This is a genomic window from Janthinobacterium sp. BJB426 (assembly GCF_002735705.1).
Classification (GTDB): Bacteria; Pseudomonadota; Gammaproteobacteria; order Burkholderiales; family Burkholderiaceae_D; genus Janthinobacterium.
Genome location: NZ_PDZL01000009.1, coordinates 97,640 through 122,624 on the forward strand (window position 1 = coordinate 97,640; position 24,985 = coordinate 122,624).

Consider the following 24,985-nt stretch of genomic DNA (forward strand, 5'->3'; position numbering starts at 1 on the left):
TGCGCCGCCAGTCAGGCCAGGCGAGTAAGCTGGTTTTTTTGTGAATGGGAGATCGCCATGAGCGGCAGCACACTCGATCCGGACAATTTGCCCGTCACGCCCGACCGCGTCCTGGGCAGTGGCCATGGCAAGGGCGCACTCGGCCCCAGCGACAGTTCCGACAGCGGCAGCGACATGCAGGGCGTGCCGGGCCAGGATGCGGAAGCGCTGGACAACGACAGCGATGCGGCCGGTACGGGCGAGCGGGCCGGCGTGGAGCCGCGCAATACGGCGCCCGATGGCGGCGACATCGATGTCGATCATGTGGAAAGTCTGGCGCCCGTGCGGCCGGAAGAGGGAGGCGATGGCGAATTGCCCTCATGAATTACCGCCTCTCCTGCGCCATCAGCGTAAAATGTGGGCAAGGCGGCGTGCGCGCCGCCATGGCCAGCCGGCCGGCACAGGATAGGATGTCAGAGGATGCAAACGCAGATGTCGGAAGAGAAAGAAAAAGACTTGATGTCGATGTACCGCGAGACGCGGCCGCGCGAGTTTTTTGGCGAAAAAAGTAACACCAATCACCTGGCCTGGAGTTTGCTGGTGGTTTTGCTGGCGCTGGCGTTCTGGCTCGTCGTGGCCCTGGCGGCTGCTGAAAACCAGCGCTACGCCCTGGAAATGAAGGTGTGCCAGGATCGCGTCTTCCCGGTGGAAATCGACACGTCTTGCCTGAAACAGGTCAAGTCGCGCGATCACTGGTGGCAGCACGTGGGTCACGCGCTGGTGCGCATGGGCGCCTGAGCCGGGCGCAATCTGGCTGAACCTGTGGCGGCGAGGGCCGCTGCGGTGATGGAGCGATAGTGCGGGAGGCGTCATGCCACGCGATCACTCGCGCGAGCAGCCGCAATGGCTGCTGGCGCGCCACAGTGCCTTGACGGCGCGCCAGTTGTTGCGCGCCTACGGCTTGCTGTGCCTGTTTTCCCTCGTCGTTGCCGCCGCCTTTGCATTGCGCGGCCTCTGGTACATCCCCGTTTTTTCGTTTGCCGAACTGGCCTTGGTGGCCTTCGCCCTGCTGCATTACCTGCGCCACGCGCGCGACTACGAACACATTGCCTTGCGCGACGGTGAGTTGATCATCGAACAGGTCAGTGCCGGGCATTGCCGGCGCCACCATTTTCATCCGTGGCGCACGCGCATCGATGTGCCGCAGTGGCCGCGCCAGTTGATACACATCAAGGATATCGGCGGTGGTGGAGCACACGTCGACGTCGGCGTGTTTGCCACGCCCGAACGGCGAAGGCAGGTGGCACAGGAACTGCTGGCCCTGTTGCCACCGCCCCTGTCGCCGCCAGCTCCACCGTGATCGGCTTACACGGCCCGCGAAGGACCTTCCCACAGATTGATATGGCCTTCGCGCGCCTGCACGTCGATGGCGGCCAGCTCGTCGGCCGTGAACGACAATTGCTGCAGTGCGGCCACGTTTTCGCGGATTTGCGCGCTGCTGCTCGCGCCGATCAGGGTCGAGGTGACGCGGGGATCGCGCAACACCCAGGCCAGCGCCATCTGCGCCAGGGTTTGCCCCCGCTGGGCGGCGATCTGGTTCAGCGCGCGCACGCGGGCCAGGTTTTCCGCGCTCAGGTGTTTTTGCAGCAGCGAGCCGCCGCCGGGGCGGTTGACGCGGGCATCCTGCGGCACGCCATCGAGGTATTTGTCGCTCAGCAGTCCCTGCGCCAGCGCCGTGAACGTGATGCAACCCATGCCCTCCTGTTGCAAGGTATCGAGCAAGCCGTCTTCCTCGATCCAGCGGTTGAGCATGTTGTAGGCTGGCTGGTGGATCAGGCACGGCACTTTCCACTCTTTCAGCAGTTTGGCCGCTTCGGCCGTCTTTTGCGGAGAGTACGAGGACAGGCCCACGTACAGCGCCTTGCCCTGTTGCACGGCGGTGGCCAGCGCACCCATGGTTTCTTCCAGCGGCGTGTCGGCGTCGTAGCGGTGCGAGTAAAAGATGTCGACGTAATCGAGGCCCAGGCGTTGCAGGCTCTGGTCCAGGCTGGCCAGCACGTATTTGCGCGAACCGCCGCCCTGGCCGTACGGCCCCGGCCACATGTCCCAGCCCGCCTTGGTGGAAATGATCAGTTCATCGCGGTATGGTAAAAAATCGTCGTGCAGCAGCTTGCCGAAATTACTTTCCGCGCTGCCATACGGCGGGCCGTAGTTGTTCGCCAGGTCGAAATGCGTGATGCCGAGGTCAAACGCCGTGCGCAGCATGTCGCGCTGGGAAGCGAGGCTGTTGCTGTCGCCAAAGTTATGCCACAGTCCCAGCGACAGCAGTGGCAGTTTCAGTCCGCTGCGCCCGCAGGTGCGGTATGGCATGCTGTCGTAGCGGTTTTCGGCGGCGTGGTAGGTCATGGCATCTCCTGGTTGAATGAAGCGCCTATTTTCGCGCAAAATCAAGGTCGGTGTGCGTGCGCCTTGCGCGCGACCGGACGCGCCTTACAATGGGCGTGGAGGAGTCTCGCAAGGAGCGGTCATGGAAATCGAATTGAAATTGTTGCTGGCGCCGCAAGACGCGCCCCGCCTGCGCACGCACCCGTTGCTGGCGCAGACTACGCAAGGCGCGCCCCTGGTGCTGCAGATGCACGATATCTATGTCGATACGCCCGATTTGCAGCTGTGCCGCCACCAGGCAGGCTTGCGCGTGCGCCAGGTGGACGGGCGCTGGGTGCAAACCCTGAAGGCCGGCGGCAGCGTCAGCGGCGGCTTGCACAGCCGCCACGAATGGGAAGGCGAGGTGCCCGGGCCGCAACCGGACCTCGCCGCGCTCGATGCGGCCATCGGCCACAAGCAGCCCATCCGCGCGCTGCTGCGCCAGGACGCCATCCGCGACGCCTTGCAGCCCGTGTTTACCACGCGCATGGAGCGCACCGTATGGCAGTTGCGCACGCCGCAGGGGGACGAGATCGAATGCGTGCTGGACCAGGGTGTCATTGAACGCGGCGCGGACGGGGCCGATGGTGCCGATGGTGTCGTGCACAGCGTGCCCGTCAGCGAGATCGAGCTGGAGTTGAAGCAGGGGCAGGCCGCCAGCCTGTTCGACGTGGCGCTGGCCCTGCTGCAGGACGTGCCGCTGCAACTGGGCCACATGAGCAAGGCGGAGCGCGGCTACCGCCTCGCGGTGTCGCAGCCCCTGCGGGCGGTCAAGGCGCAGCCTTTGGCGCTGGACGCGGCGATGTCCGTGGAGCAGGTATTCCTGGCCATCGCCGGAAATTGCCTGGAGCAAGTCAGCGGCAACCAGGATGGCGTGGCGGCGGGCGAGGATGTGGAAAGCGTGCACCAGATGCGCGTGGGCCTGCGCCGTTTGCGCTCGGCGCTGGGCATGTTCAAGGCGCTGCTGGCCTTGCCGGACGCCTTGAAGGCTGAACTCGACTGGCTGGGCGGCGCGCTGGGCGAGGCGCGCGACTGGGATGTGTTGGCAGGCAATACCCTGGCGCAGCTCGATGGCGAGGCGGCCACGGATGCGGCGGCGCTGGCGGAGGCGGCGCACGCGCAGGCCCGCCTCAAGCACGTGCAAGCGGCCCAGGCCGTCACGTCGGCGCGCTACACGGCCTGCATGCTGGGCGTGCAGCGCTGGCTGCAGGCGCGCGCCTGGCGCGACAGCTGTTCCGCGCGGCAAGTGCGGCGCCTGGACGCGCACGTCTCGCCGTTTGCCCGCGCCACCCTGCGCAAGGATCAGCGCCGCCTGATGAAGCGCGGCAAGCGCCTGCTGCATGCCACGCCGCAGCAGCGCCACCGCGTGCGCATCGCGGCCAAGAAGACGCGCTATGCGACGGAATTTTTTGCCTCGCTGTTTGCCGCGCGCGCCGTGCAACCGTATGTGGGGCGGCTGTCCGTGCTGCAGGATGAGCTGGGCTGGCTCAACGATGTGCAGGTGGCCGACCGGCTGCTGCTGCAATTGCCCGAGGTTCAGGCTGGCCATGCTGACCAGTCCGTCAAGGACGGGCTGCGGCTGCACGCGGCTTTCGTGCGCGGCTACCTGGCGGCGCGTGCGCAGGCGCAGGGCAGCGATGGCCGCATGCGCAAGGCTTGGCGGCGCTTCAAGGCAGCCCGCTTGCCGGCCTGAGCCGTATTGGCGGTGGCGTGTGGCCCCGCCAGGCCAGCGGGCGTGGCAACTGGCGCTCAAGAATGGCCGGTTGCGACCGGTGCGGGGCGGCCATGGCGCGCAGCTTCAGGTCACAGTTTGCTGTTCTGGCAACCGGCGCTCACGCATTCGCGCACGCGGTCCTGCAAAAATTGCGCGCGTTCGATGGTGGTCTGGGTGGCGCAATCAAGGTTCACATAAAAGCCCGACGATTCGCGTTTGGAGCAATTCTGGTTGCGGTTGCTTATCCACGCCAGCTGGCCCGATTTCAGCTTTTGCTTGCCGCCGGCATCGAGCTGGGCGGCGAGTTTCTTGTAGTTGGCGTTGAGTTCCTTGTCCGCTTCCTGGTAGACCTTGTTGAGGCAATACAGGCCGTCGAAGTCGTTGCGCGGCGTGTCGCAGGCCGAGTTGGCAAAGGCGGAGCCGGAGGCGCAGAGCAGCAGGGCGAGCAGGCATTTTTTCATCGGGTGCTTTCAGAAAGTGGTGTGGCTGGATGGGCGAGCAAGGCATTGCTCTTGCGCATCGTACAACATTTTTCATCGAGGCCGCAGACGCTTGCGGGCGCGCCCGCCAGCGCCGTCAATAGGCCAGGCGGCCCGGCACGCTCACTTCGATCTGCGTGCCGGCGCCGGGGCGGCTGTCGATGCGCAGGCTGGCCTCGATGTTGGCGGCGCGCTCGCGCATGCCGACCAGGCCCCAGTGGCCGGGCCGCTGGCCTGTTTGCGCCACGGCGTCATCGAGGCCGCAGCCGTCGTCGCGCACGCGCAGCGTGAAGGCCTGTTCCGCATAGTCGAGTTCCAGCACGATGTTTGCCGCCTCGGCATAGCGCGAGGCGTTGAACAGCGCTTCGCGCGCGATGGCATAGATTTCGTCGTGCACGCGCGGCTGCAGGCGCCGGCAGGTGCCGCTGACATGCACCGTGAACGCGTGCGCGCGGTGCTCGGCCAGGCCCTTGCCGAATTGCTGCAGCGCGAGGCGCAGTTCGTCGGGTTCGGCCGAAGCGCGCAAGTCCATGATCTGGTCGCGCCCTTCGATCAGCAGCTGGTCGGCCAGGTTGAGCGTGCCATCGAGGCGCGCCCGTTCGCGCGTGCCCTTGGGCAGCATGTCCGCATGCGCATGGAACGACAGGATCAGGCCTTGCACGCTTTGCAGCAGGGTGTCGTGCAGCGAACGGGCGATGCGCGAGCGTTCGGCCAGGCGCTCCTGCAAGCGTTCCTGCAGCCGTTCCTGCATATTGCGCGTCAGGTGGCGGATGCGCAGCACATAGCCGCCATACAGCAGCAGCGCGGCGCCCAGCGCCAGCAGCACGATGAACCACGGCGTTTGCACGAAGGCGGGCGCGATGACGATGTCGAGCCCCGCTCCCTGCGTGTTCCACACGCCGTCTTCGTTGGCGGCCGTGACGTCGAAGCGGTAGCTGCCTGGCGCAAGATTGGTGTAGTACGCCTCGCGGCGCCCTACCGCTTCCTGCCAGCCCGCGTCGACGCCCGCCAGCTTGTAGCGCAGGCGTACGCGTTCCGGCATCGACAGGCTCAGGGCCGTGAAGCCGATCTGCAGGGACTTGCTGCCCTGCGGCAGGTGCAGAGGCTTGCCATCGTCCAGCGCATAACGCGCGCCATCGGCCAGCAAGCTGTGGATCTGCACGGGCGGCGCCAGGGCGTTGCGGCGGATATGCAGCGGGTCGAGCATGGCGATGGTGGCCGAGGTGGAAAACCACAGCTTGCCATCGGGCGCATGGATCAGCGACGGTACGGGGCGCAGCTGCGAGGCATGGCCCTGCAAGCCGTCGAGCGCGTCGAAGCGTTCCGAGGTGACGGCGCTGCCGTCCCGCATCCACGCGGTCAGGCTGGCGGCGGCGATATGGGCTATGCCATCCGCGCCGTGCAGCCACAGGTCGCCGTCCGGCAGGCGCACGATGCCCGACACGCCGCGAAACGCCGCGCCGTGCGCGCCGCGCAAGGTGTGGAAGCGGCCGGCGCGGTACAGGGCCACGCCGTTTTCGCCGCCGGCCCACATCGCGTCGCCATCGCGGTACAGCTGTAGCACCGTGCCCACTTGCAGGCCCTCGGGCGCGCCAAGCCGCCTGACGGCGCCTGCGCGCTGCCCCTCGGCCACCAGGCTGATGGTATTGTCGGCATGGCCCAGCCAGACGGTGCCGGCGCCATCGATCGCCATGGCCGTGGTCAGCACCGCCGGCAGGCCGGATAAACCGCCGTTCGTGATCCATTTTCCTTCGCCCAGGCGAAACAGCCCGCCGCCGGAAAACGAGGCCCACAGGGCGCCCGAGCGATCCTGCTGCAGCGCCTGCGGATCGAGTCCTTGCACGGGTGGCACCACGCGCGTCATGGCGCCATTGCGCGCGCGATGGTGCAGTTCCTGCTCGTTGCCCAGCCACAGCGTGCCATCGGGCGCCCAGTGGCTGGCCGCCAGCGCCCCTTTCAATACCACTTTTTTCACGCCGTCGGCCGTAAAGCTGCGCACGTCGCCCACGTAGTCGCCGATCCACACGTCGCCATCGGGCCCCGGCAGCATGCCGGGATGGTCGAAGGGTACGGCGACGGGCAAGGTTTGCAGGCGGTTCGGCCGCAGCCGGTCCAGTCCCGTCGACGTGCCAAACCACAGATTGCCTTCGCGGTCCTGGAACGAGGTTTGCGGCAGCGGGCCGCTGATGCCGTTCTGGCGCGTCAGGCGCTGGGCCGGCAGGCTGGGACCGGAAGGGTCGAACTTGCGCTCGATGCCGTCGGGCTGCATCAGCCACATGGTGCCGGCGCGGTCGAAGCGGAGGCTGTTGCCCCTGGCGTCGGGACGGATGAGTGCATCGCCGTGTGGCGCGCTGGTGCGCACGCGATAGTAATTGCTCTGGCTGTCGACGGCCCAGATGGCGCCATCGGGCGCTTCATCCATGCTGGTGAGCATGGTGCGCGGCCAGGCATGCGAAAAGCGCGTCTGGCCCGGCTTCCTGAAATACACGCCATGCATGGTGCCCATCCACTGCGTGCCATCGCGCCCGAACAGGATCTGGTACACGCGCTTGTCGGGCAGGCCCACGTTGGCGGCTTGTGCAACGAAGCGGTCCGCGCCAGGCGCCAGGCGCGCCGCGCCATCGCGCGTGCCGACCCAGATGGCGCCGTCGGGCGCTGCCTCGATATGGAACACGGCGCCCGACGGCAAGCCATCCGCTTCCCGGTAGGTGCGCGTGGCGCCCTGGCGAAAGACGCTGACGCCGCCGAGGCGGTAGCCGACCCACACGGCGCCGTCCTGCGGCGTGGCCAGGCCCAGCACATTGCTTGACGGTAGGCGGTGGCCATATACGCTGTCGACGCGCTCGAAGCGCACGCCATCGTAGCGGTACAAGCCGGTGGCCGTGGCGATCCACAGCCAGCCATCCTTGCCCTGGGCGAATTTCAACACATCGACGGGCGCGCCTTGCAGGGCGCCCCAGGCGTTGTGGGTATAGTCGGATAGCAGGGGCGATGGGGCAGCCGCGCACGCGTGCAGGTGGCACGCCAGCAGGGGCAGGATCAACAGGCGGCGCAGCAGGCGAGCGGACATCGGGGCAGAGGGAGATAGCGGTGGCGGGGCAGTGATTGTAGCGCAGCGCCTTGCTTTTCAGCAGGCGAAAAAAAGCCTGCGCGGGGCGGCGCAGGCTTCTTTCGCCCTACGTTGACAAGAGTCGCTTACGCGAAGTTCTTGGCAACGAAGTCCCAGTTGACCAGGCCCCAGAACGTTTCCACGTACTTGGCGCGCAGGTTGCGGTAGTCGATGTAGTAGGCGTGTTCCCAGACGTCGCAGGTCAGCAGCGGCTTGTCGCCGGTGGTCAGCGGGCAGCCGGCGTTCGAGGTGTTGACGATGTCAACGGAGCCGTCGGCTTTTTGCACCAGCCAGGTCCAGCCCGAACCGAAGTTGCCCACGCACGACTTGGTGAATTCTTCCTTGAACTTGTCGAACGACGACCATTTGGCGTTGATCGCGTCAGCCACGGCACCGGCAGGTGCGCCGCCGCCGGCCGGCTTCATGCCGTTCCAGTAGAAGGTGTGGTTCCATACTTGCGCTGCATTGTTGAAGATGCCGCCCGACGATTTCTTGATGATCTCTTCCAGCGACAGGTTCTCGAACTCGGTACCCTTGATCAGGTTGTTCAAGTTGGTGACATACGCCTGGTGATGCTTGGCATAGTGGTATTCCAGGGTTTCTTTCGAAATATGCGGCGCCAGAGCGTCCATTTCATACGGCAGTGGTGGCAGAGTATGTTCCATGTGATGTCCCTTTGTGGTGAGTGTTCGGAGTCTTCCAGCCTGCGGCCGGAGGGTTGAGCCAAGCTTGCTTGAAGCAGGCATTCTTGCTGAACGAGCCACTATTGTAAAGCGGATGCGCCATTGCTGCAGATTCCCGCACGCGTTGCGGATGCTGTTTGCGTAGTGATTCTCGTTTAGCGCCAAGCCTAGCGAACACGCCGGGTGGTTTCCCTGACGATCAGTTCCAAAGGCGGTATCGCCGCCTGCACGGCTTCGCCATTGATCAGGCCGAGCAGTGCTTCCGTGGCGATGCGGCCGATGTCGTACAGAGGCTGGTGGATGGTCGTCAGCGGCGGCGTCGTGTAAGACGAGCCGGGCAAGTCATCGAAACCGACGAGCGAGATATCGTCGGGCACGCGGATGCCCTTGCGGTACAGGCACAGGCGCACGCCGTAGGCGGACAGGTCATTGGCGGCGAAGACGGCGCTGAATTGCTGCTGCGTATCGAACAAATGGTTCATGGCCAGCATCCCGCTTGCCTCGTGGAAATCACCTTCCACCATCAACTTCGGATCGATGGCGATGTCCGCTTCGCGCAGCGCGCGCTGGTAGCCCGTCAGGCGCTCGGCCGCATCCGTGTTGTTGGCGGGGCCGGCCACGAACGCGATGCGGCGGTGGCCCAGTTCCACCAGGTGGCGCACGGCCAGGTAGGCGCCGTATTCGTTGTCGAGCTTGAAGCCGATGGCGCTTTTCGTGGCCAGCAGGCGGCCCGTCGAGACGATGGGGCGCTGCTGCGAGAAATCGAGCACGCTCTCGTCCGAGATGCGTCCCGACAGCAGGATGATGCCGTCGACCTTCCTTGCCAGCAGCAAACGGATGCGGTCGGCCTCTTCCTGTGCATTCCAGTGACCGCTGACAATGACGGAGGCATAGCCCGTGTCTTTCAAGCCATCGTCCACGCCGCGCAGGCTTTCGTCGAAGAAGGGGCTGGAAATATCCTGCACCACGATGCCGATGGTCATCGAGCGGCCTTTTTTCAGACCTTGCGCCATCTGGTTCGGCGCGAATTTCATGTGCGCAATGGCGGCCAGCACGGCGTCGCGCTTGTCATCGGACACTTTGGCCGTGCCATTGAGGATGCGCGAGACGGTACTGGGCGACACGCCGGCCTGGCGGGCCACGTCGAGCAGGGTGGAAGGGGGAGCAGCGTGGGCGCTATCGTTCAAGGTGATTCCTGGGTATCAAGATGGCTGGTTGTCAGTGCTCTGAAAACCTTTTCATCGAAAGATTACCATAAATGCCCAAAGGGCCGCAGGTCGGGTTAGCCCTGCGGGCGTAACCCGACATATTGTTGGCCGTGCACGTCGGGTTGCGCGCTTGCGCACCTCGGCGGCCCCGCTAATACGACCTATGCTTGAAAACGTTTTCACAAAAAACAACAGCATCTTGAAATGGCGGTTTTTTGTGCTTTTTCATAGGGGGATACGCGCCATGTCATCCATCTCGCCACGCCGCCATCAATAAAAATGACAACTTTTTCAGTTGACTTGATTTTCTTTGCGGTGTTAAATGGACACATGTTGTGAAAACGTTTTCAAGATAGAAGACGCTCAATAAACGGAGATGAAATAATGAAGTCAAGCATCCTTGGCGCCGCCCCGCTGGCAGCGTTGACCCTGTCGTTTGGTGTGGCCGCTGCACCCGCAGCCGTCCCGCCGGCTGCAGCCCTGCCCGCGCTGGCCCCGGCCACGATTACCGTCGCCTCGTTTCCCGACCTGGACCGCGCCGTCAAGACGGCCTTGCCCCTGTGGGAAAAACTCTACCCGCAAGTGAAGGTCAAGCTGGTCAGCCTGCAGATCGACGACCACCATAACTCGATGACGACGGCGCTGGCGGCCGGCGCGCGCCTGCCCGACGTGATGGCCATCGACTTCCGCTATGTCGGCAGCTTTGCCGAATCGAAGGGCATGGAAGATTTGCTGCAGCCGCCCTACGGGGCAGGGCAGTACCGTGCCCAGTTCGTGCCATTCACCTTCGTGCAGGCGACCAGTTCGCGCGGCACCCTGGGCGCCATGCCGGCCGACCTGGGACCGGGCACCCTGTTCTACCGCAAGGACTTGATGGACAAGGCGGGCATCAAGGAGGCCGACCTGACGCAATCGTGGGAATCGTATATCGCCGCCGGCAAGAAGCTCAAGGCCGCCACCGGCACCTATCTGCTGGCCGGCGCCAGCGACCTGGCCGACATTGTTATCCGCGCCAATCTGAAAGATGGCGAAGGCATCTATTTTGGCGACAAGGGCCAGGTGCTGGTCGACTCGCCCCGCTTCGTCAAGGCCTTCGAGCTGGCGAAGGCGGCGCGGGTGGCCGGCATCGATGCGCGCACCGTGGCCTGGACGGGCGAGTGGGCCGAAGGCTTCAAGCGCGACAAGGTGGCCAGCCAGATGATGGGTTCCTGGCTCAGCGGCCACCTGGCCAAGTGGCTGGCACCCGACTCCAAAGGCCAGTGGCGCGCGGCGAACTTGCCGGCCGGCGCGCTGGCGTCGTATGGCGGCTCCTTTTACGGCATCCCGAAAAAGGCCAGCAACAAGGTCCAAGCCTGGGAATTCATCAAGTTCATGACCGTCAACAAGGATATCCAGCTGCACTCGCTGAAAGAGATCGGCGCCTTCCCGGCCCTCAAGGCAGCGTATGCGGACCCGATGATGGACGAGCCGCAGCCGTATTTCGGCGGCCAGAAGACGCGTTTGCTGGCACGCGACACGGCGGCGAAAATCCCCGTCATCCGCGTCGACAAGTTCGACGCCGTGGCGCGCGACATCGTCAACATGGAACTGGAAAGCGTGCTGGCGCAAAACAAGGATATCAAGACGGCGCTGGCCGACGCCAAGGCCCTGATCACCCACCGCGCGCGGCGCTAGGAGCAGCATGACTACCTCCATGCCTTGTACCGAGGGCGCGCCCGCTGCTGCAGCGAGGCCCGCAAGGAAACGCTACAACATGAAGAAGTGGGCGCCGTATATTTTCATCAGCCCCTTCTTCATTTTGTTCGCCGTCTTCAGCCTGTTCCCGCTGCTGTTTTCCATCTATCTGTCGTTCAACCAGTGGGAAGCGGCCAGCGGCGTGGAAGCCATGCAGTGGGTGGGCCTGGACAACTACAAGTACGCCTTGAGCGACCCGTGGTTTTTGCGCTCGCTGGGCAATACCGTCTGGCTGGCGCTGGCCTCGGGCGTGCCGCAGCACCTGGTGGCCATTCCGCTGGCAGCCTTCATCCACAACAGCTTCAAGCGCTCGCGCAACCTGGTGATCGGCATTTACTTTTTACCGTTCATCACGTCCAGCGTGGCCATCGCCATGGTCTTCAATACCCTGTTCTCGCGCGACTACGGGCAGATCAATGTGCTGATCCAATGGTGCGCCAGCCTGCCGCTGGTGGGCGGTCTGTTTCCGACAGAGTCGATCGACTGGCTGGGCAGCTCGCTGTTCATCAAGCCGGCCGTCGCCTTCGTGATTTTCTGGCGCTACCTGGGCTGGAACCTGGTGCTGTATCTGTCCGCGCTGCAGGTGATCCCGAAGGATCTGTACGAGGCGGCCACCATCGACGGCGCCTCGAAACGCCAGCAGTTCTGGTATATCACCCTGCCGCAGCTGCGGCCCATGATCTACCTGGCCGTGACACTCACCATCATGGGCAATCTGCAGCTGTTCGAGGAACCGTTCGTGCTGGTGGCCGAATCGAGCGGCGTGAGCCAGTCCGTGATGACGACGGCCATCTTCGTCTACAAGACGGCGTTTTCCTCGGGCGACTTCGGCACGGCGTCGGCCATTTCCTGGCTGCTGTTCCTCATCATCGCCAGCACCACTTGGGTCAACAACCGCATCTTCAGCCGCAATGAACGTAGTGAACGCAAGGAGGCCCGATGAAAACCACCCGCTGGACGGCCTACGCCATGGTGGCCATCGGCGCCCTGATCATGGTCGCGCCGTTCTACTTCATGTTCGTCTTCGCCACGCATACGAGCGCCGAGATCTACAGCCTGCCGCCGCCGCGCTGGTTCGGCACGGCCCTGCTCAACAACCTGGAATTGCTGCAGGAGCGCCTGCCGTTCTGGCGCAATATCGGCATCAGCCTGTACGTGGCCCTGATGACGACGGCCTTGACCTTGTTCTTTTGCTCGCTGGGCGGCTATGCCTTCGCCATGTACGAGTTCCGCTTCAAGCGGCCCCTGTTTACCCTGGTGATGGCGTCGATGATCATCCCGTCGTTCATGAACATGATTCCGACCTTCATGCTGATGGATTTCCTCGGCTGGCTGGACCAGCCGCGCGCCTTGTACGTGCCGGGAGCGGCCGGCGCGCTGGGCATTTTCCTGATGCGCCAGTACATCGGCACGGCGATACCAAAGGACCTGATCGAGGCGGCGCGCATCGACGGCTGCGGCGAATTCGCCATCTACTGGCGGGTCGTGCTGCCGCTGATCGGCCCTGCCATGGGGACCCTGGGCCTGATCACCTTCATCAACTCGTGGAACAATTTCATCACGCCGCTGGTCGTCATGCGCTCGGTCGAGAACTACACGATCCCGTTGGCCCTGCGCAGCATGCAGGCGCCGAACAACACGGAGTGGGGCGCGCTGATGACGGGCGCCGCGATTGCCGTGCTGCCGCTGCTGCTGATGTTTTTTGTTGCCTCCAAGCGCCTGATCGAGGGCCTCACGCAAGGCGCCGTCAAAGGCTAGCACTCTCTTAATCCACTCACACTGACATGACCACCATGCATAACGACGACACCGATACCAACTTTCCCGCCACCTTCACCTGGGGCGTGGCCACCAGCGCCTACCAGATCGAGGGCGCCGCCGCCATCGATGGCCGCGGCCCATCCATCTGGGATACCTTCAGCCACACGGATGGCAAGATCATCGACGGCAGCAATGGCGACGTGGCCTGCGACCACTATCACCGCTACTTTGATGACGTGGAGCTGATCGCCAGCCTAGGCGTGAACGCCTACCGCTTTTCCATGTCCTGGTCGCGGGTGCAGCCGACGGGTTCCGGCGCCTGGAACGAGGCCGGCTTCGACTTTTATGGGCGTCTGCTCGACGCCCTGGCCGCCAAGGGACTCGATGCGCACCTGACCCTGTACCACTGGGACTTGCCGCAAGCCTTGCAGGACGAGGGCGGCTGGCTCAATCGCGCCACTTGCTACCACTTCGCCGCCTATGCGGCCGAAGTGGCGCGCCGCTTCGGCCACAAGGTCGCCAGCATCGCCACCCATAACGAACCGTGGTGCACGGCCGTGCTGGGCCACGGCACGGGCCAGTTCGCCCCCGGCATGGCCGACCCGGCCGCCGCCGTGCAAGTGTCGCACCATCTGCTGCTGTCGCACGGCCTGGCCATGCAAGCCATGCGCACGGTGAACGCGCCGGCGAAGCTGGGCATCGTGCTCAATCAATGGACGGCCACGCCGGCCACCGACAGCGCCCAGGACCGCGAGCTGGCCGAACTCGAATATGCGCGCTCGGTGCAGTGGTATATGGACGCCATCTTCAAGGGCCGCTACCCGGCCCTGGCCCTGAAACACCCAGATGCTTCCGCTTTATCCATCTTTGAAAACGATTTCATAGATATCAGGCAGCCCATCGATTTCCTCGGCGTGAACTACTACACGCGCGCTTTCATGAGTGCCGAGACGCCGCCGCGCAAGCCGGAATGCAAGCTCGGTGTCAACGACATGGGCTGGGAAACCTATCCGCAAGGCTTGACGGAATTGCTGGTCGGCCTGCACCGCGAATACCGTCTGCCGCCCGTCTACATCACGGAAAACGGCATGGCCGTGGCCGACAAGCCCGTCGACGGCAAGATCCACGATGCACCGCGCATCGAGTACGTGCAGCTGCACCTGGACGCCTTGCGCGCCGTGATCGCGCAGGGCATCGACGTGCGCGGTTATTTCTACTGGAGCTTGATGGATAACTTCGAATGGAACTCCGGCTACGCCAAGCGCTTCGGCATGCTCTACGTCGATTACGCCACGCAGCAGCGCAGCTTCAAGGACAGCGCCCTGTGGTACCGCGACTTCATCGCCGCCCAGCGTGCGTCCCACGCCGCCGTCCTGGCCGAGGAGCACTGACATGGCCGCCATTTCCCTGCGCGGCATCCGCAAGACCTATGGCGATGGCCCGGAAATCGTCAAGGGCCTGGACCTCGATATCCACGACGGCGAGTTCATGGTCTTCGTCGGACCATCCGGCTGCGGCAAGTCGACCCTGCTGCGCATGATCGCCGGGCTGGAAGACATCAGCGCGGGCCAGCTGCGCATCGGCGACTTGCTGGCCAACGATGTGGCGCCGGCCGAGCGGGGCATCGCCATGGTCTTCCAGAGCTATGCCCTGTATCCGCACATGACGGCGCGCGACAACATGGGCTTTGCCTTGAAACTGGCGGGCAAGCCGGAAGCGGAAGTGCGCGCCGCCGTTGGCAAGGTGGCCGAGATTTTGCAGATCACGCACCTGCTCGACCGCAAACCCAAGGCCTTGTCGGGCGGCGAGCGCCAGCGTGTGGCCATCGGCCGCTCCATCGTGCGCCAGCCCAAGGTGTTCCTGTTTGACGAGCCCTTGTCCAACCTCGACGCCTCCTTGCGGGTGCAGACGCGCATCGAGCTGGCCAAGCTGCACCAGGAACTGGGCACAACGATGATCTACGTGACGCACGACCAGGTCGAGGCCATGACGCTCGGCGACAGGGTCGCCGTCTTCCATGGCGGCCACCTGGAGCAGGTAGGCGCGCCCCTGGACCTGTACCGCCATCCGGCCAGCCAGTTCGTGGCAGGTTTCATCGGCGCTCTGCGCATGAACTTCTTGCCGTGCGCCGCCGTCCCCGCGCTGGCCAGCCAGCTTGGCGGCGAGGCGGGCATGCTGGTCGGCATACGTCCCGAACACCTGCGCCTGGTGCCGCGCAATGAAGGCTACGGCGCCACGGTCACCCTGATCGAGCAGCTGGGCGATGCGCAGATCATCCACGCGACCCTCGATAACAGTCCGCATGCGGTGGCCATCAAGCTGCACGGCGAGGCGCGCCACGCGCTGGCGCAGGGCAGCGCCATCGGCTTCGCGCCGGAAGAGGGCCATGCCTTTCTATTTGACACGGCCGGGCGCGCCGTGGCTACCCATTGACCCCGCACGGAGGCGACATGACTTCAGATTGACACCCAAAAAATGTGCAGCAATAGCCAAAGAGCTATGTGATCATCAATCAACCAGCGGTACAGGAGACAACAACAATGCAACAGCTCAAACGCAACACCATCGCCCTCAGTCTGGCGCATGCGACCTTCGCCCAGTTCATCTTGCTGGGCAGCGGCGCCGCCATGGCCCAGGATTCGGCCAGCACCACGCCAGTCACGGACGCGGCAAAACCGGCCGCCGAACAGATGGACCGCATCGTCGTCACGGCCACGCGCCGCAATACCTTCGTGCAGGAGACGCCGCTGGCCGTCACCGCCTTCAACCAGGACACCCTGCAAAACAACCAGGTCAAGGATCTGGCATCGCTGGCCACCATGGTGCCCAGCCTCGTCGTCGAGCAGCATGGCGACTCGGGCGGCGTGCACGTCTACATGCGCGGCGTCGGTTCGGCCAACCACACGGAGCTGGGCGACCCGGCCGTCGCCTTCTATGTCGACGGCGTGTATTCGCCGCGTCCCCAGGGCGCCACGGCGCTGATGTATGACCTGTCCCACGTCGAGGTAGCGCGCGGACCGCAGGGCACTTTAAATGGCCGCAATTCGACGGCGGGCGCCGTCAACCTCGTCTCGGCCGCGCCAAGCACGGCGAAGTTCATGGGCTCGGCCGGCATCACCGTGGGCGACAAGCGCCATCTGCAGACGCAGGGCATGATCAATATCCCGTTTTCCGACGACGTGGCGCTGCGCATCGCCGCCATCAAGGATAGCCACGACGGCACGGTGGACTTCCGCCGCGGCTCGAACGTCATGCCGGGCACGGCCAAGTATGGCGCCGGCGACCAGATGGGCGTGCGCGCCTCCCTGTTGTGGAAGTTCACGCCGCAGCTGCGCGGCACCTTCATCGCCGACTATTTCCTCGACCAGGGCGCCGGCAACGTCTACCTGGCGGCAGAACCGAAGCCGGGCGAGAAGCGGCGTTCGGCCCTGATCGACACGCCGGGCACCCTTGACCAGTCGATTCTGACCTACAAGGGCAAGCTCAATTACAAGCCGACGGACGCGCTGGACTTCACGTACCTGGGCAGCTGGAGCCGCTACAAGCGCCAGAACAGCAACGATTCCGATGCGGGCCTGTTCTCCGGCTTCAAATCGGAAAACCGCACCGACTGGGCGCAGTTCGACAGCTATTCGCACGAGCTGCAGGCGCGCTCGGACGACGATGCGCCGTTCCAGTGGGTGGCCGGCCTGTTCCTGTTCAACGAAAAGAACAAGGTGCGCTTCGATATCGACCGCAGCCAGATTTCGCAGGCCGCCGTGCAGCAGGATATCGCAAACGGCGCCGTGATCTTCGTGCAGCCGACCGTGGGCCAGTACGCCTCGTCGATGTCCTTCATCCAGGGCGACCGCCAGCTCAAATCGAAGGCCGTATTCGGCCAGGTCAGCCAGCAAGTGACCGATACACTTAAGCTGACGGCCGGCGCGCGCTACACGAAAGACCACAAATTCGACATCGGCGGCCAGAATTGGGCCTGCCCGAACTGGCCCGCGAATACGCCGTTGGGCACCACCGTGCTCACTGCCGACCAGCTGCGCCAGCTGGTCACGCCCGGCACGGGCCTGGCCAACACGCACAATATCGGCCCTGGCGGCGCCATCACGGCCGCCACCTGCGGCAATACGCCGGGCGACAACACGGCCGACCTGAAATACGGCCAGGCCACCTGGCTGGGTCGCATCGAGTACAAGCTGCGCTCCGATATCCTGCTGTTCGGCTCCGTGACGACGGGCTTCCATTCGCCAGCCATCGGCGACGGCGGCGCCACCACCAAGCCGGAAAAGCTGACCAGCTATGAAATCGGCTTCAAGTCCGACCTGCTGAACCGCGAACTGACCCTGAACCTCGATGCGTTTTTGATGAAGTACAAGGACAAGCTCGAATCGCAGGTGGTCAACAGTGTGCTGGCCAACTTCAACGCGGCCGGCGCCACCGTCAAGGGGCTGGAAGCGGAATGGGTGTGGCGGCCAACGAAGGTCGACCGCCTGACGGGCAACGCCACCTGGCTCAAAGCCGTGTATGACGACTTCATGTCGTGCGACGTCGATGCGGCGCGTGCGAATGGCCAGTCCTGCGGTTCGACGGCGCCACTGGTGAACGTGGGCGGCAGCACCATGAAGCATGCACCGAAGTTTTCCACGACCGTCCAGTACGAGCATGATTTCAGTGTCGCCGGCGGCCAGCTCACGCCGCGCGCGTCGGTGCACTATGAAACCATGTCGTATGTGGGCGCGGGCGCGTTCAACGGCGACGTGCCGGGCCATGCCGGCGTCAAGCGCCAGGAAGCCTACACGACCCTGGACCTGAGCCTGCGCTTCCAGCCGGCGAACAAGGCGTACACGGTCGAAGCGTTCGTGCAGAACGCCACCGACAAGGCCGTCAAGCTGGACGTCAATGAAATCTGCACGGACGTCGGCATGCCATGCCAGCCGACGCAGCAGATCTACGGCGCCTTCTACAACGCGCCGCGCACCTTTGGCGCGCGCGTGTCGATGAAGTTTTAATCAGGCCGTGTGAAAGGGCAGTTGCGGTAGCAGTCCACTCAGTAGGGAAGGTGTTGGGCCGGGGTTCTTCCCCGGCCTTTTTTATTCTAACGTCGCCTGCACGCTGGCGATGCCGACCTGCGCGCTGCCTTCGGCCAGGCGCACATTGACATTCTGGCGCGCCTGCAGCTGCGCCGGCGAGCGCACGATATTTCCCTTTTCATCGCGCAGGATCGCGTAGCCGCGCTCCAGCGTGCGCTGGGGATTGAGCAGCTCCAGCTGCGCTGCCAGGCCGTCGAGGCGGTAGCGCCGCTGGCCCAGCTGCTGCGCCATGGCCGCGCCGCTGCGCCGCAGCATGTCCGCCAGGCGCGTGCGCGGCGCCGTGACGTCGGGCCGCAGGTTGGCCCAGCGCGAGCGCAGGCGTTCCAGCGCGTACTGCGATTGGTTGACGGGCGCGCGCGCCGCATGCGTCATGGCCGTCGACAGGGCCAGCAGCTGCAAGCGCTGCTGTTGCAGCTGCGCCTTCGGGTTGAGCAGGCGGCGGCTGTGGCGGTCCAGGGTCTGCGCCGCATCGTCGAGGCTGCGGCGCATGGCGCGGCGCAGGTCGGCCGCATCGGCGCGCAGGGAAGCCATCCAGTCGGCGCGCGGCGTGGCCGCTAGTTCGGCCGCCGCCGTCGGCGTGGCTGCGCGCAGGTCGGCCGCGAAGTCGGCGATGGTGAAATCCGTCTCGTGTCCCACGCCGCTGATCACGGGCATGGAACAATCGGCAATGGCATGGGCTACGGCTTCATCGTTGAACGACCACAAATCTTCGATACTGCCGCCGCCACGGCACACCAGCAGCACGTCGCACTCGGCCCTTGTGGATGCAGTGCGGATGGCGTGCGCGATTTTTTCCGGCGCCTGCTGGCCCTGCACGGGCGTGGGATACAGGATGATGTTGACGTGCGGCGCGCGGCGCTTGAGCGCGATCAGCACGTCGCGCAGGGCTGCCGCCTGCGGGCTGGTGACGATGCCGATGCTGCGCGCGAACATGGGGATGGCGCGCTTGCGTTCCTGGTCGAACAAGCCCTGCGCGGCCAGCTTTTCCTTCAGCCGCTGGAACGCTTCATACAGGGCGCCCACGCCGGCGCGGCGGATGGCTTCCACGTTGATCTGGTAATCGCCGCGCGCGCCGTACAGGGTGACGAGGGCGCGCACTTCCACCTTGTCGCCTTCGCGCGGCGTGAAGCCGGCAAACTGGGCGCGGCCGCGGAACATCACGGCGCGCACCTGGGCGCCATCGTCCTTCAAGGTGAAATACCAGTGGCCGGAAGCGGCGCGCGTGAAGTTGGAAATCTCGCCGGCGATCCAGGTCAGGGGAAATGAGCGTTCGAGCAGACGCGCAACGGCCTGGTTCAGGGCGCTGACGGTCAGCACGGGCGGGGCGGCAAAGCCGCTGTCAGTTGGAGTATCGGTCATCATCTGGTGCTATGGGGGAGGGAACTGTCCACATATTATCGGCGAGGTCATGCTTATGTCATATATCGTGCAAAACAACAAGTTCTATTTCTAAGTATTTGATTTCATGATGAATTCCCGTATGCCTGATTTGCGTGCACAGGGAAAAAAACCTTTAATATCAAGCACATCAGTACAGCCCCTGCCACTTACGCACAAAGTTATCCACAGAAAGTGTGCGGAACTTTTTGCCTTGGACAAACATGGCCCGGCAAGCCAATATTGACCGATAAAAGTGCCTTGCTACATTTTTGCGCACGGAAATAAAGTCTATAGGAATCAAATGCTTAGTATGCCATGCATGGCCTTGCGCACAATCTTATCCACAAAAAATGTGCAGAACTCTGGCACGGCGCCGGATTTATCCACTGGAAGAGCCACGGCATCGCTTGCCTGAATTTTGCGCAGCATAAAAATAGCCATATAAATCAATGGTGTAGCACCATGCCGTGCGCCTTGCTCACAATCTTATCCACAGAATGTGTGCAAAACTGCATAAACCGTTTCGCCTGTTGACCTGGTTTTCCACCACGCGGCCAGGGAGTTGCGCTGCCTAATTTTTCAGCATTGAAAAAAACTCCTTTAAAATCAAGGTGTTTGCATGGAGTCAATCCGCTTGCTCACAATCTTATCCACACTTTATGTGCGGAACTGCTGTTGCGGTGGAAAACTGCCGTGTTGAAGTGCAATCGGAGCGATAAAAGCCCGCTTTCCAGCCCTTGCTACATTTTTATGCATGGCAATAAAAACGATATAAATCAATGTACTTGGCGCGTATCCTTGCGCTTGCACACAATCTTGTCCACAGATTGTGTGCAGAACTTTGACCGCCTGTTTGCCACCGATTTCGTGCTGGCTGCCACTTTTTTACTCATCGATTTAATTTCCTTTAAAATCAATGACTTGATTGAATTCCTCGGCTTTGCGCACAATCTTGTCCACAGTAAATGTGCAGAACTCTTGAATTCTTGATTTTGTGACATTGACTAATGGCGATGAGCTGCTATGCCTGTATTTTGCGCAGTGCAGTAATTCTCATGTAAATCAAGGGCTTGCATGCTGGACTTCATGCTTGCTCACAATCTTATCCACACAAAGTGTGCAAAACTGTGCGGCGGCAGCGTGCGCCCGACGCGCCGTGTGGACAAGTGCCATGCGGGCGCCACTTGCCGCCGGCGCGGCAACGCGCTACATTGCGCCATTCCCGCGCGGACGTCGAATCGGTCTTCGGCGCTCGGTACAATACAGGCTGTTCGGGTGATTCACCGCCTTCCCTTTACCAGGAGTTCCTTTTGCTCGCTATATTTCAAGCCGCTGGCTGGCCCATCTGGCTGTTGTTGATCGCTTCCATCGTCGCCCTGGCCTTGATTATCGAGCGCCTGCTGTATTTGCGACGCGCCAAGATCCTGCCCCGCAAGCTGTTTGATGAAGTGGTGCAGGTGTATCGCAGCGGCAAGATCACGCCGGACACGGTGGCCAAGCTGGAAGACAATTCGCCGCTGGGCGTGGTGCTGGCCGCCGCCCTGCGCAATGTCGACGCGCCGCGCGAAGTGATGAAGGAATCGATCGAAGAGGCGGGCAGCGGCGTGGCCCACACACTGGAACGTTTCCTGACGACCCTGGGCACCATCGCCACCCTGGCGCCGCTGATGGGCCTGTTCGGCACGGTGGTGGGCATGATCGAAATCTTCGGTTCGCAAAACGCCAGCGGCTCGAATCCCGCACAATTGGCCCACGGCATCTCGGTGGCCTTGTATAACACGGGCTTTGGCCTGGCCATCGCCATGCCGACCCTCGTCTTCTACCGCCACTTCCGCGCTCTCGTCGACAGCTTCGTCATTGACATGGAGCAGCAAGCGGTCAAATTCGTCGATATCGTCCACAGTGGCCGCAAATGAACTTCCGCAAAGGCAAGGGGCGTGAAGACCCCGAAATCAACCTGATCCCGTTTATCGACGTGCTGCTGGTGATCCTGATCTTTTTGATGGTCAGCACCACCTACAGCAAGTTTACGGAGCTGCAGATCACCTTGCCGACGGCCGACGCCGAGCAAGCCAAGGACAAGCCGCAGCAGCTCGACGTCACCATCGATGCCAAGGGCAATTACACGGTCAACCGCGAACCGGTGTCGTTCCGCGACGTGGCCGGCCTGGCCGACGCCCTGCAGGACGCGGCGAAAGCGGCCAACGGCGGCAAGGCGCCGGCGCAGACGCCCGTCGTGGTGGTCAACGCCGACCAGTTCGCCATGCACCAGATGGTCATCCACGTGATGGAAGCGGCGCGCCTGGCCGGCTATGAAAAGCTGACGTTTGCGGCGCAGGCGGGTGGCAAGTAAGTTCCGACCGTTACCGGCAACAAAATTGGGGTCTGGCCCGCCGGGTCAGACCCCAGCCCTTTACCCCTCACCGCATGCCCACATCCTCTCCCGCCAAGCTTGAATCCACATTGACCCGCACCTGGCTGACGCGCGGCCCGCTGGCGTGCGCGCTGTGGCCCGTGTCGCTGCTGTTTGGCGCCCTGAGCGCCGTGCGGCGCGGCCTGTATCAGGCAAACATTCTGAAATCCGCGCGCCTGCCCGTGCCCGTCGTCGTCGTCGGCAATATTTTTATCGGCGGCACGGGCAAGACGCCGCTGACGATCTGGCTGGTGCAAGCCTTGCGCGACGCGGGCATGCGCCCGGGCGTCATTTCGCGCGGCCATGGCAGCGCCGACCGTTCGCCGCGCGCCGTCAGCACCGCTTCCACGCCGCAGCAGGTGGGCGACGAGCCGCTGCTGATCTTCCAGCGCGGCGGCTGCCCCGTGATGGTGGGGCGCGACCGCGCGCAAGCGGGCCGGGCCCTGCTGGCCGAGCACCCGGAGGTCGACGTGCTGGTGACGGACGATGGCTTGCAGCATTACGCTTTGCAGCGCGACGTGGAAATCGTGCTGTTCGACGGCCGCGGCGCGGGCAATGGCTGGCTGCTGCCGGCGGGACCTTTGCGCGAATCGCCGCGGCGCCGGCGCGACGTGACGGTGATCAATGCGCCCGAGCTGGCGCCGGCACTGGTAGCCAGGGTCGCGCCGCAGGGCGGGCTGGTGGTGCAGATGCTGCTGGCCGGTGGCGTGGCCGAGCGCCTGCTCGACCGCAGCGAGCGCATGCCTTTGGCGACCCTGGCGGCCAGCGGCCAGCGCATCGTGGCGGCGGCCGGCATCGGCAATCCCCAGCGCTTCTTTGCCATGCTGCGCGGGGCCGGGCTGGACTTCATGGAACTGCCCTTGCCCGACCATCACGACTTCCTCGACCAGCCATTTGCGGCGCTCGACACGGATGTGATCTTGATCACCGAGAAGGATGCAGTAAAATGTGCGCAAATTGAACATCTCAAAGATGACCCGAGACTGTGGGTCGTCCCCGTCAGTGCGCGCATCGATAGCGCGCTGGCCCAACAAATTGTGGAGAAATGTCGTGGACGCTCGACTGCTTGATATCCTGGTCTGCCCTGTTTGCAAGGGTCCGCTTGAACACGATAAGAAGGCGCAGGAACTGATTTGCCGCGCCGACCGCCTGGCCTATCCTATCCGCGATGGCATCCCCATCATGTGGGCGGACGAAGCGCGCACCCTGCAAGACGCAGTGGAATAACGATGGCGTTCATCGTCATCATCCCGGCCCGGCTGGCCTCGACGCGGCTGCCGGGCAAGCCGCTGGCTGACCTGGGCGGCAAACCCATGGTGGTGCGCGTGGCCGAGCAGGCAGCCCTGTCGGGCGCCGCGCGCGTCATCGTCGCCACCGACCATGACAGCATCCGCGTAGCCTGCGCCGCGCATGGCGTGGAAGTGTGCATGACGCGCAGCGACCATCCGTCGGGCACGGACCGCATCGCCGAAGTGGCGCGCACGCTCGGCTTGCCGCCGGACGCCGTCGTCGTCAACCTGCAGGGCGACGAACCGCTGATCGATCCGTCCCTGCTGGCTGCCTGCGCGGCGCAGATCAGCGCCGCCGTTCCCATGGCCACGTGCGCGCATCCGCTGCACGACGTGGTTGACGCGTTCAATCCGAACGTGGTGAAGGTCGTGCTGGACAAGAACGGCCGCGCCTTGTATTTCTCGCGCGCCACGATTCCCTGGCACCGCGACGGCTTCGCGCAAGCAAAAGACAGCTTGCCGGCAGGCTACGTGCCGCTGCGGCATATCGGCCTGTATGCGTACAGCAATGCGTTCTTGCAAGAATATCCGCAATTGTCCGCGTCGCCGCTGGAAGCCATCGAGGCGCTGGAGCAGTTGCGCGTCTTGTGGCACGGTGTTGCCATTGCCGTGCACGTCACGGACTCGGCGCCGGCCGCCGGTGTCGACACGCCGGAAGATCTTGCCAGGGTGCAAGCCCACTACGGCGCCCTGTAAGCGCTACCCGCAAAACGGCAGGCGTGCAAATATAATTTTGTGCGCCTGCAGTAAAAACCACATTTTGAAACGTGCGCCGCGCGAATTGCTGGCTTTGATCAATCAGGGCATAGCAATTCGATAGCAAACTGGCGTTCCGGGGAATTTTTGTGGTAAGTTTCGTAGGGAAAGATAGCCTTAGCAACACCATCTAAAAATAATTACACATACCACCATCCAAAATCTGTTTTTTAGGAACTTTTCAATGCGTCTGATACTTTTAGGAGCACCCGGTGCCGGCAAGGGCACCCAAGCTAATTTCATCAAAGAAAAATACAACATTCCACAAATCTCCACGGGCGACATGCTGCGCGCGGCGATCAAGGAAGGCACGGAACTGGGCCTGGCCGCGAAAAAAGTCATGGATGCGGGCGGCCTCGTGTCGGACGACATCATGATCGGCCTGGTCAAGAATCGCCTGCAGGATGCCGATTGCGCCAATGGCTACCTGTTCGACGGCTTCCCGCGCACGATCGCGCAAGCGGACGCCATGAAAGATGCCGGCATCAATGTCGACTACGTGCTGGAAATCGACGTGCCTGACGCTTCGATCATCGAGCGCATGGATGGCCGCCGCAGCCACCCGGGTTCGGGCCGCGTCTACCACGTCAAATTCAATCCGCCCAAGGTCGACGGCATTGACGACATCACGGGCGAACCGCTGATCCAGCGCGACGACGACAAGGCGGAAACGGTCAAGAAACGCCTGGACGTGTATCACAACCAGACCAAGGTCTTGTTGGGATACTACAATGACTGGGCCAAGTCCGGCCTGCCAGGCGCACCGAAATACCGCCGCATCGCCGGCGTCGGTCCGGTCGAGCAAATCCGCGACAGCGCATTTGCCGCCCTGGCGGAATAAGCAGTATTGAAAAGCGGACCTGAGTGTCCGCTTTTTTTGTGCCCGCGCTTGAGGCGGGCGCCGTATCGTTTTCGTGGTTCAGGTTTTTTGCAGGTCGTGTTTTCCTGGCTGCGCGTGCCTACCCGGTGCGG

23 protein-coding genes are annotated in these 24,985 nt (G+C 63.5%); 16 read left to right on the forward strand and 7 right to left on the reverse strand.

The window, feature by feature from the left end:
* Positions 1 to 57: 57 nt before the first annotated feature.
* The 3 genes from CSQ93_RS16165 (at position 58) to CSQ93_RS16175 (ending at position 1,339) form a co-directional block, all read left to right on the forward strand.
* Positions 58 to 363, forward strand: coding sequence for a hypothetical protein (locus tag CSQ93_RS16165; protein ID WP_099378919.1), 306 nt, complete (start codon positions 58 to 60; stop codon positions 361 to 363).
* A 96-nt stretch (positions 364 to 459) separates the two neighbouring features.
* Positions 460 to 777, forward strand: coding sequence for a hypothetical protein (locus CSQ93_RS16170; protein ID WP_099378920.1), 318 nt, complete (start codon positions 460 to 462; stop codon positions 775 to 777).
* Positions 778 to 850: 73 nt separating this feature from the next.
* The gene (locus tag CSQ93_RS16175; RefSeq protein ID WP_099378921.1) at positions 851 to 1,339 is read left to right on the forward strand and encodes a DUF2244 domain-containing protein; all 489 of its coding nucleotides are present in this window, start codon (positions 851 to 853) and stop codon (positions 1,337 to 1,339) included.
* 5 nt (positions 1,340 to 1,344) lie between these two features.
* On the opposite strand, the gene mgrA is transcribed toward CSQ93_RS16175, so the two are convergent.
* On the reverse strand, positions 1,345 to 2,385 hold the full coding sequence (mgrA, locus tag CSQ93_RS16180; protein WP_099378922.1) for an L-glyceraldehyde 3-phosphate reductase: 1,041 nt from the start codon (positions 2,383 to 2,385) through the stop codon (positions 1,345 to 1,347).
* A 121-nt stretch (positions 2,386 to 2,506) separates the two neighbouring features.
* Between mgrA and CSQ93_RS16185 the strand changes: the two genes are divergently transcribed.
* Positions 2,507 to 4,096: a CYTH and CHAD domain-containing protein gene (locus CSQ93_RS16185; RefSeq protein ID WP_158301262.1), complete on the forward strand. Its 1,590-nt coding sequence runs from the start codon at positions 2,507 to 2,509 to the stop codon at positions 4,094 to 4,096.
* A gap of 110 nt (positions 4,097 to 4,206) precedes the next feature.
* On the opposite strand, the gene CSQ93_RS16190 is transcribed toward CSQ93_RS16185, so the two are convergent.
* The 4 genes from CSQ93_RS16190 to CSQ93_RS16205 form a co-directional block, all read right to left on the reverse strand.
* Positions 4,207 to 4,578: a lysozyme inhibitor LprI family protein gene (locus tag CSQ93_RS16190; RefSeq protein ID WP_099378924.1), complete on the reverse strand. Its 372-nt coding sequence runs from the start codon at positions 4,576 to 4,578 to the stop codon at positions 4,207 to 4,209.
* A gap of 115 nt (positions 4,579 to 4,693) precedes the next feature.
* Complete coding sequence (locus tag CSQ93_RS16195) at positions 4,694 to 7,666, reverse strand: sensor histidine kinase (protein WP_099378925.1); 2,973 nt, start codon at positions 7,664 to 7,666, stop codon at positions 4,694 to 4,696.
* Between the two features lie 125 nt (positions 7,667 to 7,791).
* Entirely contained in the window at positions 7,792 to 8,370 is a 579-nt protein-coding gene (locus tag CSQ93_RS16200) for a superoxide dismutase (protein ID WP_034751750.1), read from the reverse strand.
* Between the two features lie 185 nt (positions 8,371 to 8,555).
* On the reverse strand, positions 8,556 to 9,575 hold the full coding sequence (locus tag CSQ93_RS16205; protein WP_099378926.1) for a LacI family DNA-binding transcriptional regulator: 1,020 nt from the start codon (positions 9,573 to 9,575) through the stop codon (positions 8,556 to 8,558).
* Between the two features lie 405 nt (positions 9,576 to 9,980).
* On the opposite strand from CSQ93_RS16205, the gene CSQ93_RS16210 reads away from it, so the two are divergent.
* From CSQ93_RS16210 to CSQ93_RS16235, 6 genes are all read left to right on the forward strand, one after another.
* Complete coding sequence (locus tag CSQ93_RS16210) at positions 9,981 to 11,270, forward strand: ABC transporter substrate-binding protein (protein WP_099378927.1); 1,290 nt, start codon at positions 9,981 to 9,983, stop codon at positions 11,268 to 11,270.
* Positions 11,271 to 11,277: 7 nt separating this feature from the next.
* Positions 11,278 to 12,273, forward strand: coding sequence for a carbohydrate ABC transporter permease (locus CSQ93_RS16215; protein ID WP_233516204.1), 996 nt, complete (start codon positions 11,278 to 11,280; stop codon positions 12,271 to 12,273).
* A complete protein-coding gene (locus CSQ93_RS16220; RefSeq protein WP_034751746.1) occupies positions 12,270 to 13,088 on the forward strand; it encodes a carbohydrate ABC transporter permease in 819 nt (272 codons plus the stop codon). Before CSQ93_RS16215 ends, CSQ93_RS16220 begins: the two co-directional genes overlap by 4 nt.
* Before the next feature lie 26 nt (positions 13,089 to 13,114).
* The gene (locus CSQ93_RS16225) at positions 13,115 to 14,482 is read left to right on the forward strand and encodes a GH1 family beta-glucosidase (protein ID WP_099378929.1); all 1,368 of its coding nucleotides are present in this window, start codon (positions 13,115 to 13,117) and stop codon (positions 14,480 to 14,482) included.
* Position 14,483: 1 nt separating this feature from the next.
* Positions 14,484 to 15,524 carry an ABC transporter ATP-binding protein gene (locus CSQ93_RS16230; RefSeq protein WP_099378930.1) on the forward strand — a complete coding sequence of 347 codons (1,041 nt, stop codon included), beginning with the start codon at positions 14,484 to 14,486 and terminating at the stop codon, positions 15,522 to 15,524.
* A 107-nt stretch (positions 15,525 to 15,631) separates the two neighbouring features.
* On the forward strand, positions 15,632 to 18,094 hold the full coding sequence (locus tag CSQ93_RS16235; protein ID WP_099378931.1) for a TonB-dependent receptor: 2,463 nt from the start codon (positions 15,632 to 15,634) through the stop codon (positions 18,092 to 18,094).
* Positions 18,095 to 18,175: 81 nt separating this feature from the next.
* Here CSQ93_RS16235 and xseA read toward each other — a convergent pair whose 3' ends face one another.
* The gene (gene xseA, locus CSQ93_RS16240; protein ID WP_099378932.1) at positions 18,176 to 19,537 is read right to left on the reverse strand and encodes an exodeoxyribonuclease VII large subunit; all 1,362 of its coding nucleotides are present in this window, start codon (positions 19,535 to 19,537) and stop codon (positions 18,176 to 18,178) included.
* A gap of 315 nt (positions 19,538 to 19,852) precedes the next feature.
* Positions 19,853 to 19,996, reverse strand: a complete 144-nt coding sequence (locus CSQ93_RS29490; protein ID WP_233516205.1) for a hypothetical protein — start codon at positions 19,994 to 19,996, stop codon at positions 19,853 to 19,855.
* Positions 19,997 to 20,865: 869 nt separating this feature from the next.
* On the opposite strand from CSQ93_RS29490, the gene CSQ93_RS16250 reads away from it, so the two are divergent.
* From CSQ93_RS16250 to adk, 6 genes are all read left to right on the forward strand, one after another.
* Entirely contained in the window at positions 20,866 to 21,471 is a 606-nt protein-coding gene (locus tag CSQ93_RS16250; RefSeq protein WP_070224614.1) for a MotA/TolQ/ExbB proton channel family protein, read from the forward strand.
* The gene (locus tag CSQ93_RS16255; protein ID WP_035825768.1) at positions 21,468 to 21,908 is read left to right on the forward strand and encodes an ExbD/TolR family protein; all 441 of its coding nucleotides are present in this window, start codon (positions 21,468 to 21,470) and stop codon (positions 21,906 to 21,908) included. The genes CSQ93_RS16250 and CSQ93_RS16255 overlap by 4 nt, the downstream gene beginning before the upstream one ends.
* 74 nt (positions 21,909 to 21,982) lie before the next feature.
* Positions 21,983 to 23,038, forward strand: a complete 1,056-nt coding sequence (gene lpxK, locus CSQ93_RS16260; RefSeq protein ID WP_099378934.1) for a tetraacyldisaccharide 4'-kinase — start codon at positions 21,983 to 21,985, stop codon at positions 23,036 to 23,038.
* Entirely contained in the window at positions 23,019 to 23,195 is a 177-nt protein-coding gene (locus tag CSQ93_RS16265) for a Trm112 family protein (RefSeq protein WP_010395789.1), read from the forward strand. The genes lpxK and CSQ93_RS16265 overlap by 20 nt, the downstream gene beginning before the upstream one ends.
* A gap of 2 nt (positions 23,196 to 23,197) precedes the next feature.
* Positions 23,198 to 23,953 (forward strand): 3-deoxy-manno-octulosonate cytidylyltransferase, encoded by a 756-nt coding sequence (gene kdsB / locus CSQ93_RS16270; RefSeq protein ID WP_099378935.1) that lies wholly within the window; start codon positions 23,198 to 23,200, stop codon positions 23,951 to 23,953.
* A gap of 244 nt (positions 23,954 to 24,197) precedes the next feature.
* Positions 24,198 to 24,854 (forward strand): adenylate kinase, encoded by a 657-nt coding sequence (adk, locus tag CSQ93_RS16275; RefSeq protein WP_099378936.1) that lies wholly within the window; start codon positions 24,198 to 24,200, stop codon positions 24,852 to 24,854.
* Positions 24,855 to 24,985: the final 131 nt, after the last annotated feature.

Excerpts from the sequence above, each read along its gene's own strand:
- CSQ93_RS16165 (WP_099378919.1), top strand. The coding sequence starts at position 58 with ATGAGCGGCAGCACACTCGATCCGGACAATTTGCCCGTCACGCCCGAC.
- CSQ93_RS16170 (WP_099378920.1), top strand. The coding sequence starts at position 460 with ATGCAAACGCAGATGTCGGAAGAGAAAGAAAAAGACTTGATGTCGATG.
- CSQ93_RS16175 (WP_099378921.1), top strand. The coding sequence starts at position 851 with ATGCCACGCGATCACTCGCGCGAGCAGCCGCAATGGCTGCTGGCGCGC.
- mgrA (WP_099378922.1), bottom strand. The coding sequence starts at position 2,385 with ATGACCTACCACGCCGCCGAAAACCGCTACGACAGCATGCCATACCGC.
- CSQ93_RS16185 (WP_158301262.1), top strand. The coding sequence starts at position 2,507 with ATGGAAATCGAATTGAAATTGTTGCTGGCGCCGCAAGACGCGCCCCGC.
- CSQ93_RS16190 (WP_099378924.1), bottom strand. The coding sequence starts at position 4,578 with ATGAAAAAATGCCTGCTCGCCCTGCTGCTCTGCGCCTCCGGCTCCGCC.
- CSQ93_RS16195 (WP_099378925.1), bottom strand. The coding sequence starts at position 7,666 with ATGTCCGCTCGCCTGCTGCGCCGCCTGTTGATCCTGCCCCTGCTGGCG.
- CSQ93_RS16200 (WP_034751750.1), bottom strand. The coding sequence starts at position 8,370 with ATGGAACATACTCTGCCACCACTGCCGTATGAAATGGACGCTCTGGCG.
- CSQ93_RS16210 (WP_099378927.1), top strand. The coding sequence starts at position 9,981 with ATGAAGTCAAGCATCCTTGGCGCCGCCCCGCTGGCAGCGTTGACCCTG.
- CSQ93_RS16215 (WP_233516204.1), top strand. The coding sequence starts at position 11,278 with ATGACTACCTCCATGCCTTGTACCGAGGGCGCGCCCGCTGCTGCAGCG.
- CSQ93_RS16220 (WP_034751746.1), top strand. The coding sequence starts at position 12,270 with ATGAAAACCACCCGCTGGACGGCCTACGCCATGGTGGCCATCGGCGCC.
- CSQ93_RS16225 (WP_099378929.1), top strand. The coding sequence starts at position 13,115 with ATGACCACCATGCATAACGACGACACCGATACCAACTTTCCCGCCACC.
- CSQ93_RS16230 (WP_099378930.1), top strand. The coding sequence starts at position 14,484 with ATGGCCGCCATTTCCCTGCGCGGCATCCGCAAGACCTATGGCGATGGC.
- CSQ93_RS16235 (WP_099378931.1), top strand. The coding sequence starts at position 15,632 with ATGCAACAGCTCAAACGCAACACCATCGCCCTCAGTCTGGCGCATGCG.
- xseA (WP_099378932.1), bottom strand. The coding sequence starts at position 19,537 with ATGATGACCGATACTCCAACTGACAGCGGCTTTGCCGCCCCGCCCGTG.
- CSQ93_RS29490 (WP_233516205.1), bottom strand. The coding sequence starts at position 19,996 with ATGGCTATTTTTATGCTGCGCAAAATTCAGGCAAGCGATGCCGTGGCT.
- CSQ93_RS16255 (WP_035825768.1), top strand. The coding sequence starts at position 21,468 with ATGAACTTCCGCAAAGGCAAGGGGCGTGAAGACCCCGAAATCAACCTG.
- lpxK (WP_099378934.1), top strand. The coding sequence starts at position 21,983 with ATGCCCACATCCTCTCCCGCCAAGCTTGAATCCACATTGACCCGCACC.
- kdsB (WP_099378935.1), top strand. The coding sequence starts at position 23,198 with ATGGCGTTCATCGTCATCATCCCGGCCCGGCTGGCCTCGACGCGGCTG.
- adk (WP_099378936.1), top strand. The coding sequence starts at position 24,198 with ATGCGTCTGATACTTTTAGGAGCACCCGGTGCCGGCAAGGGCACCCAA.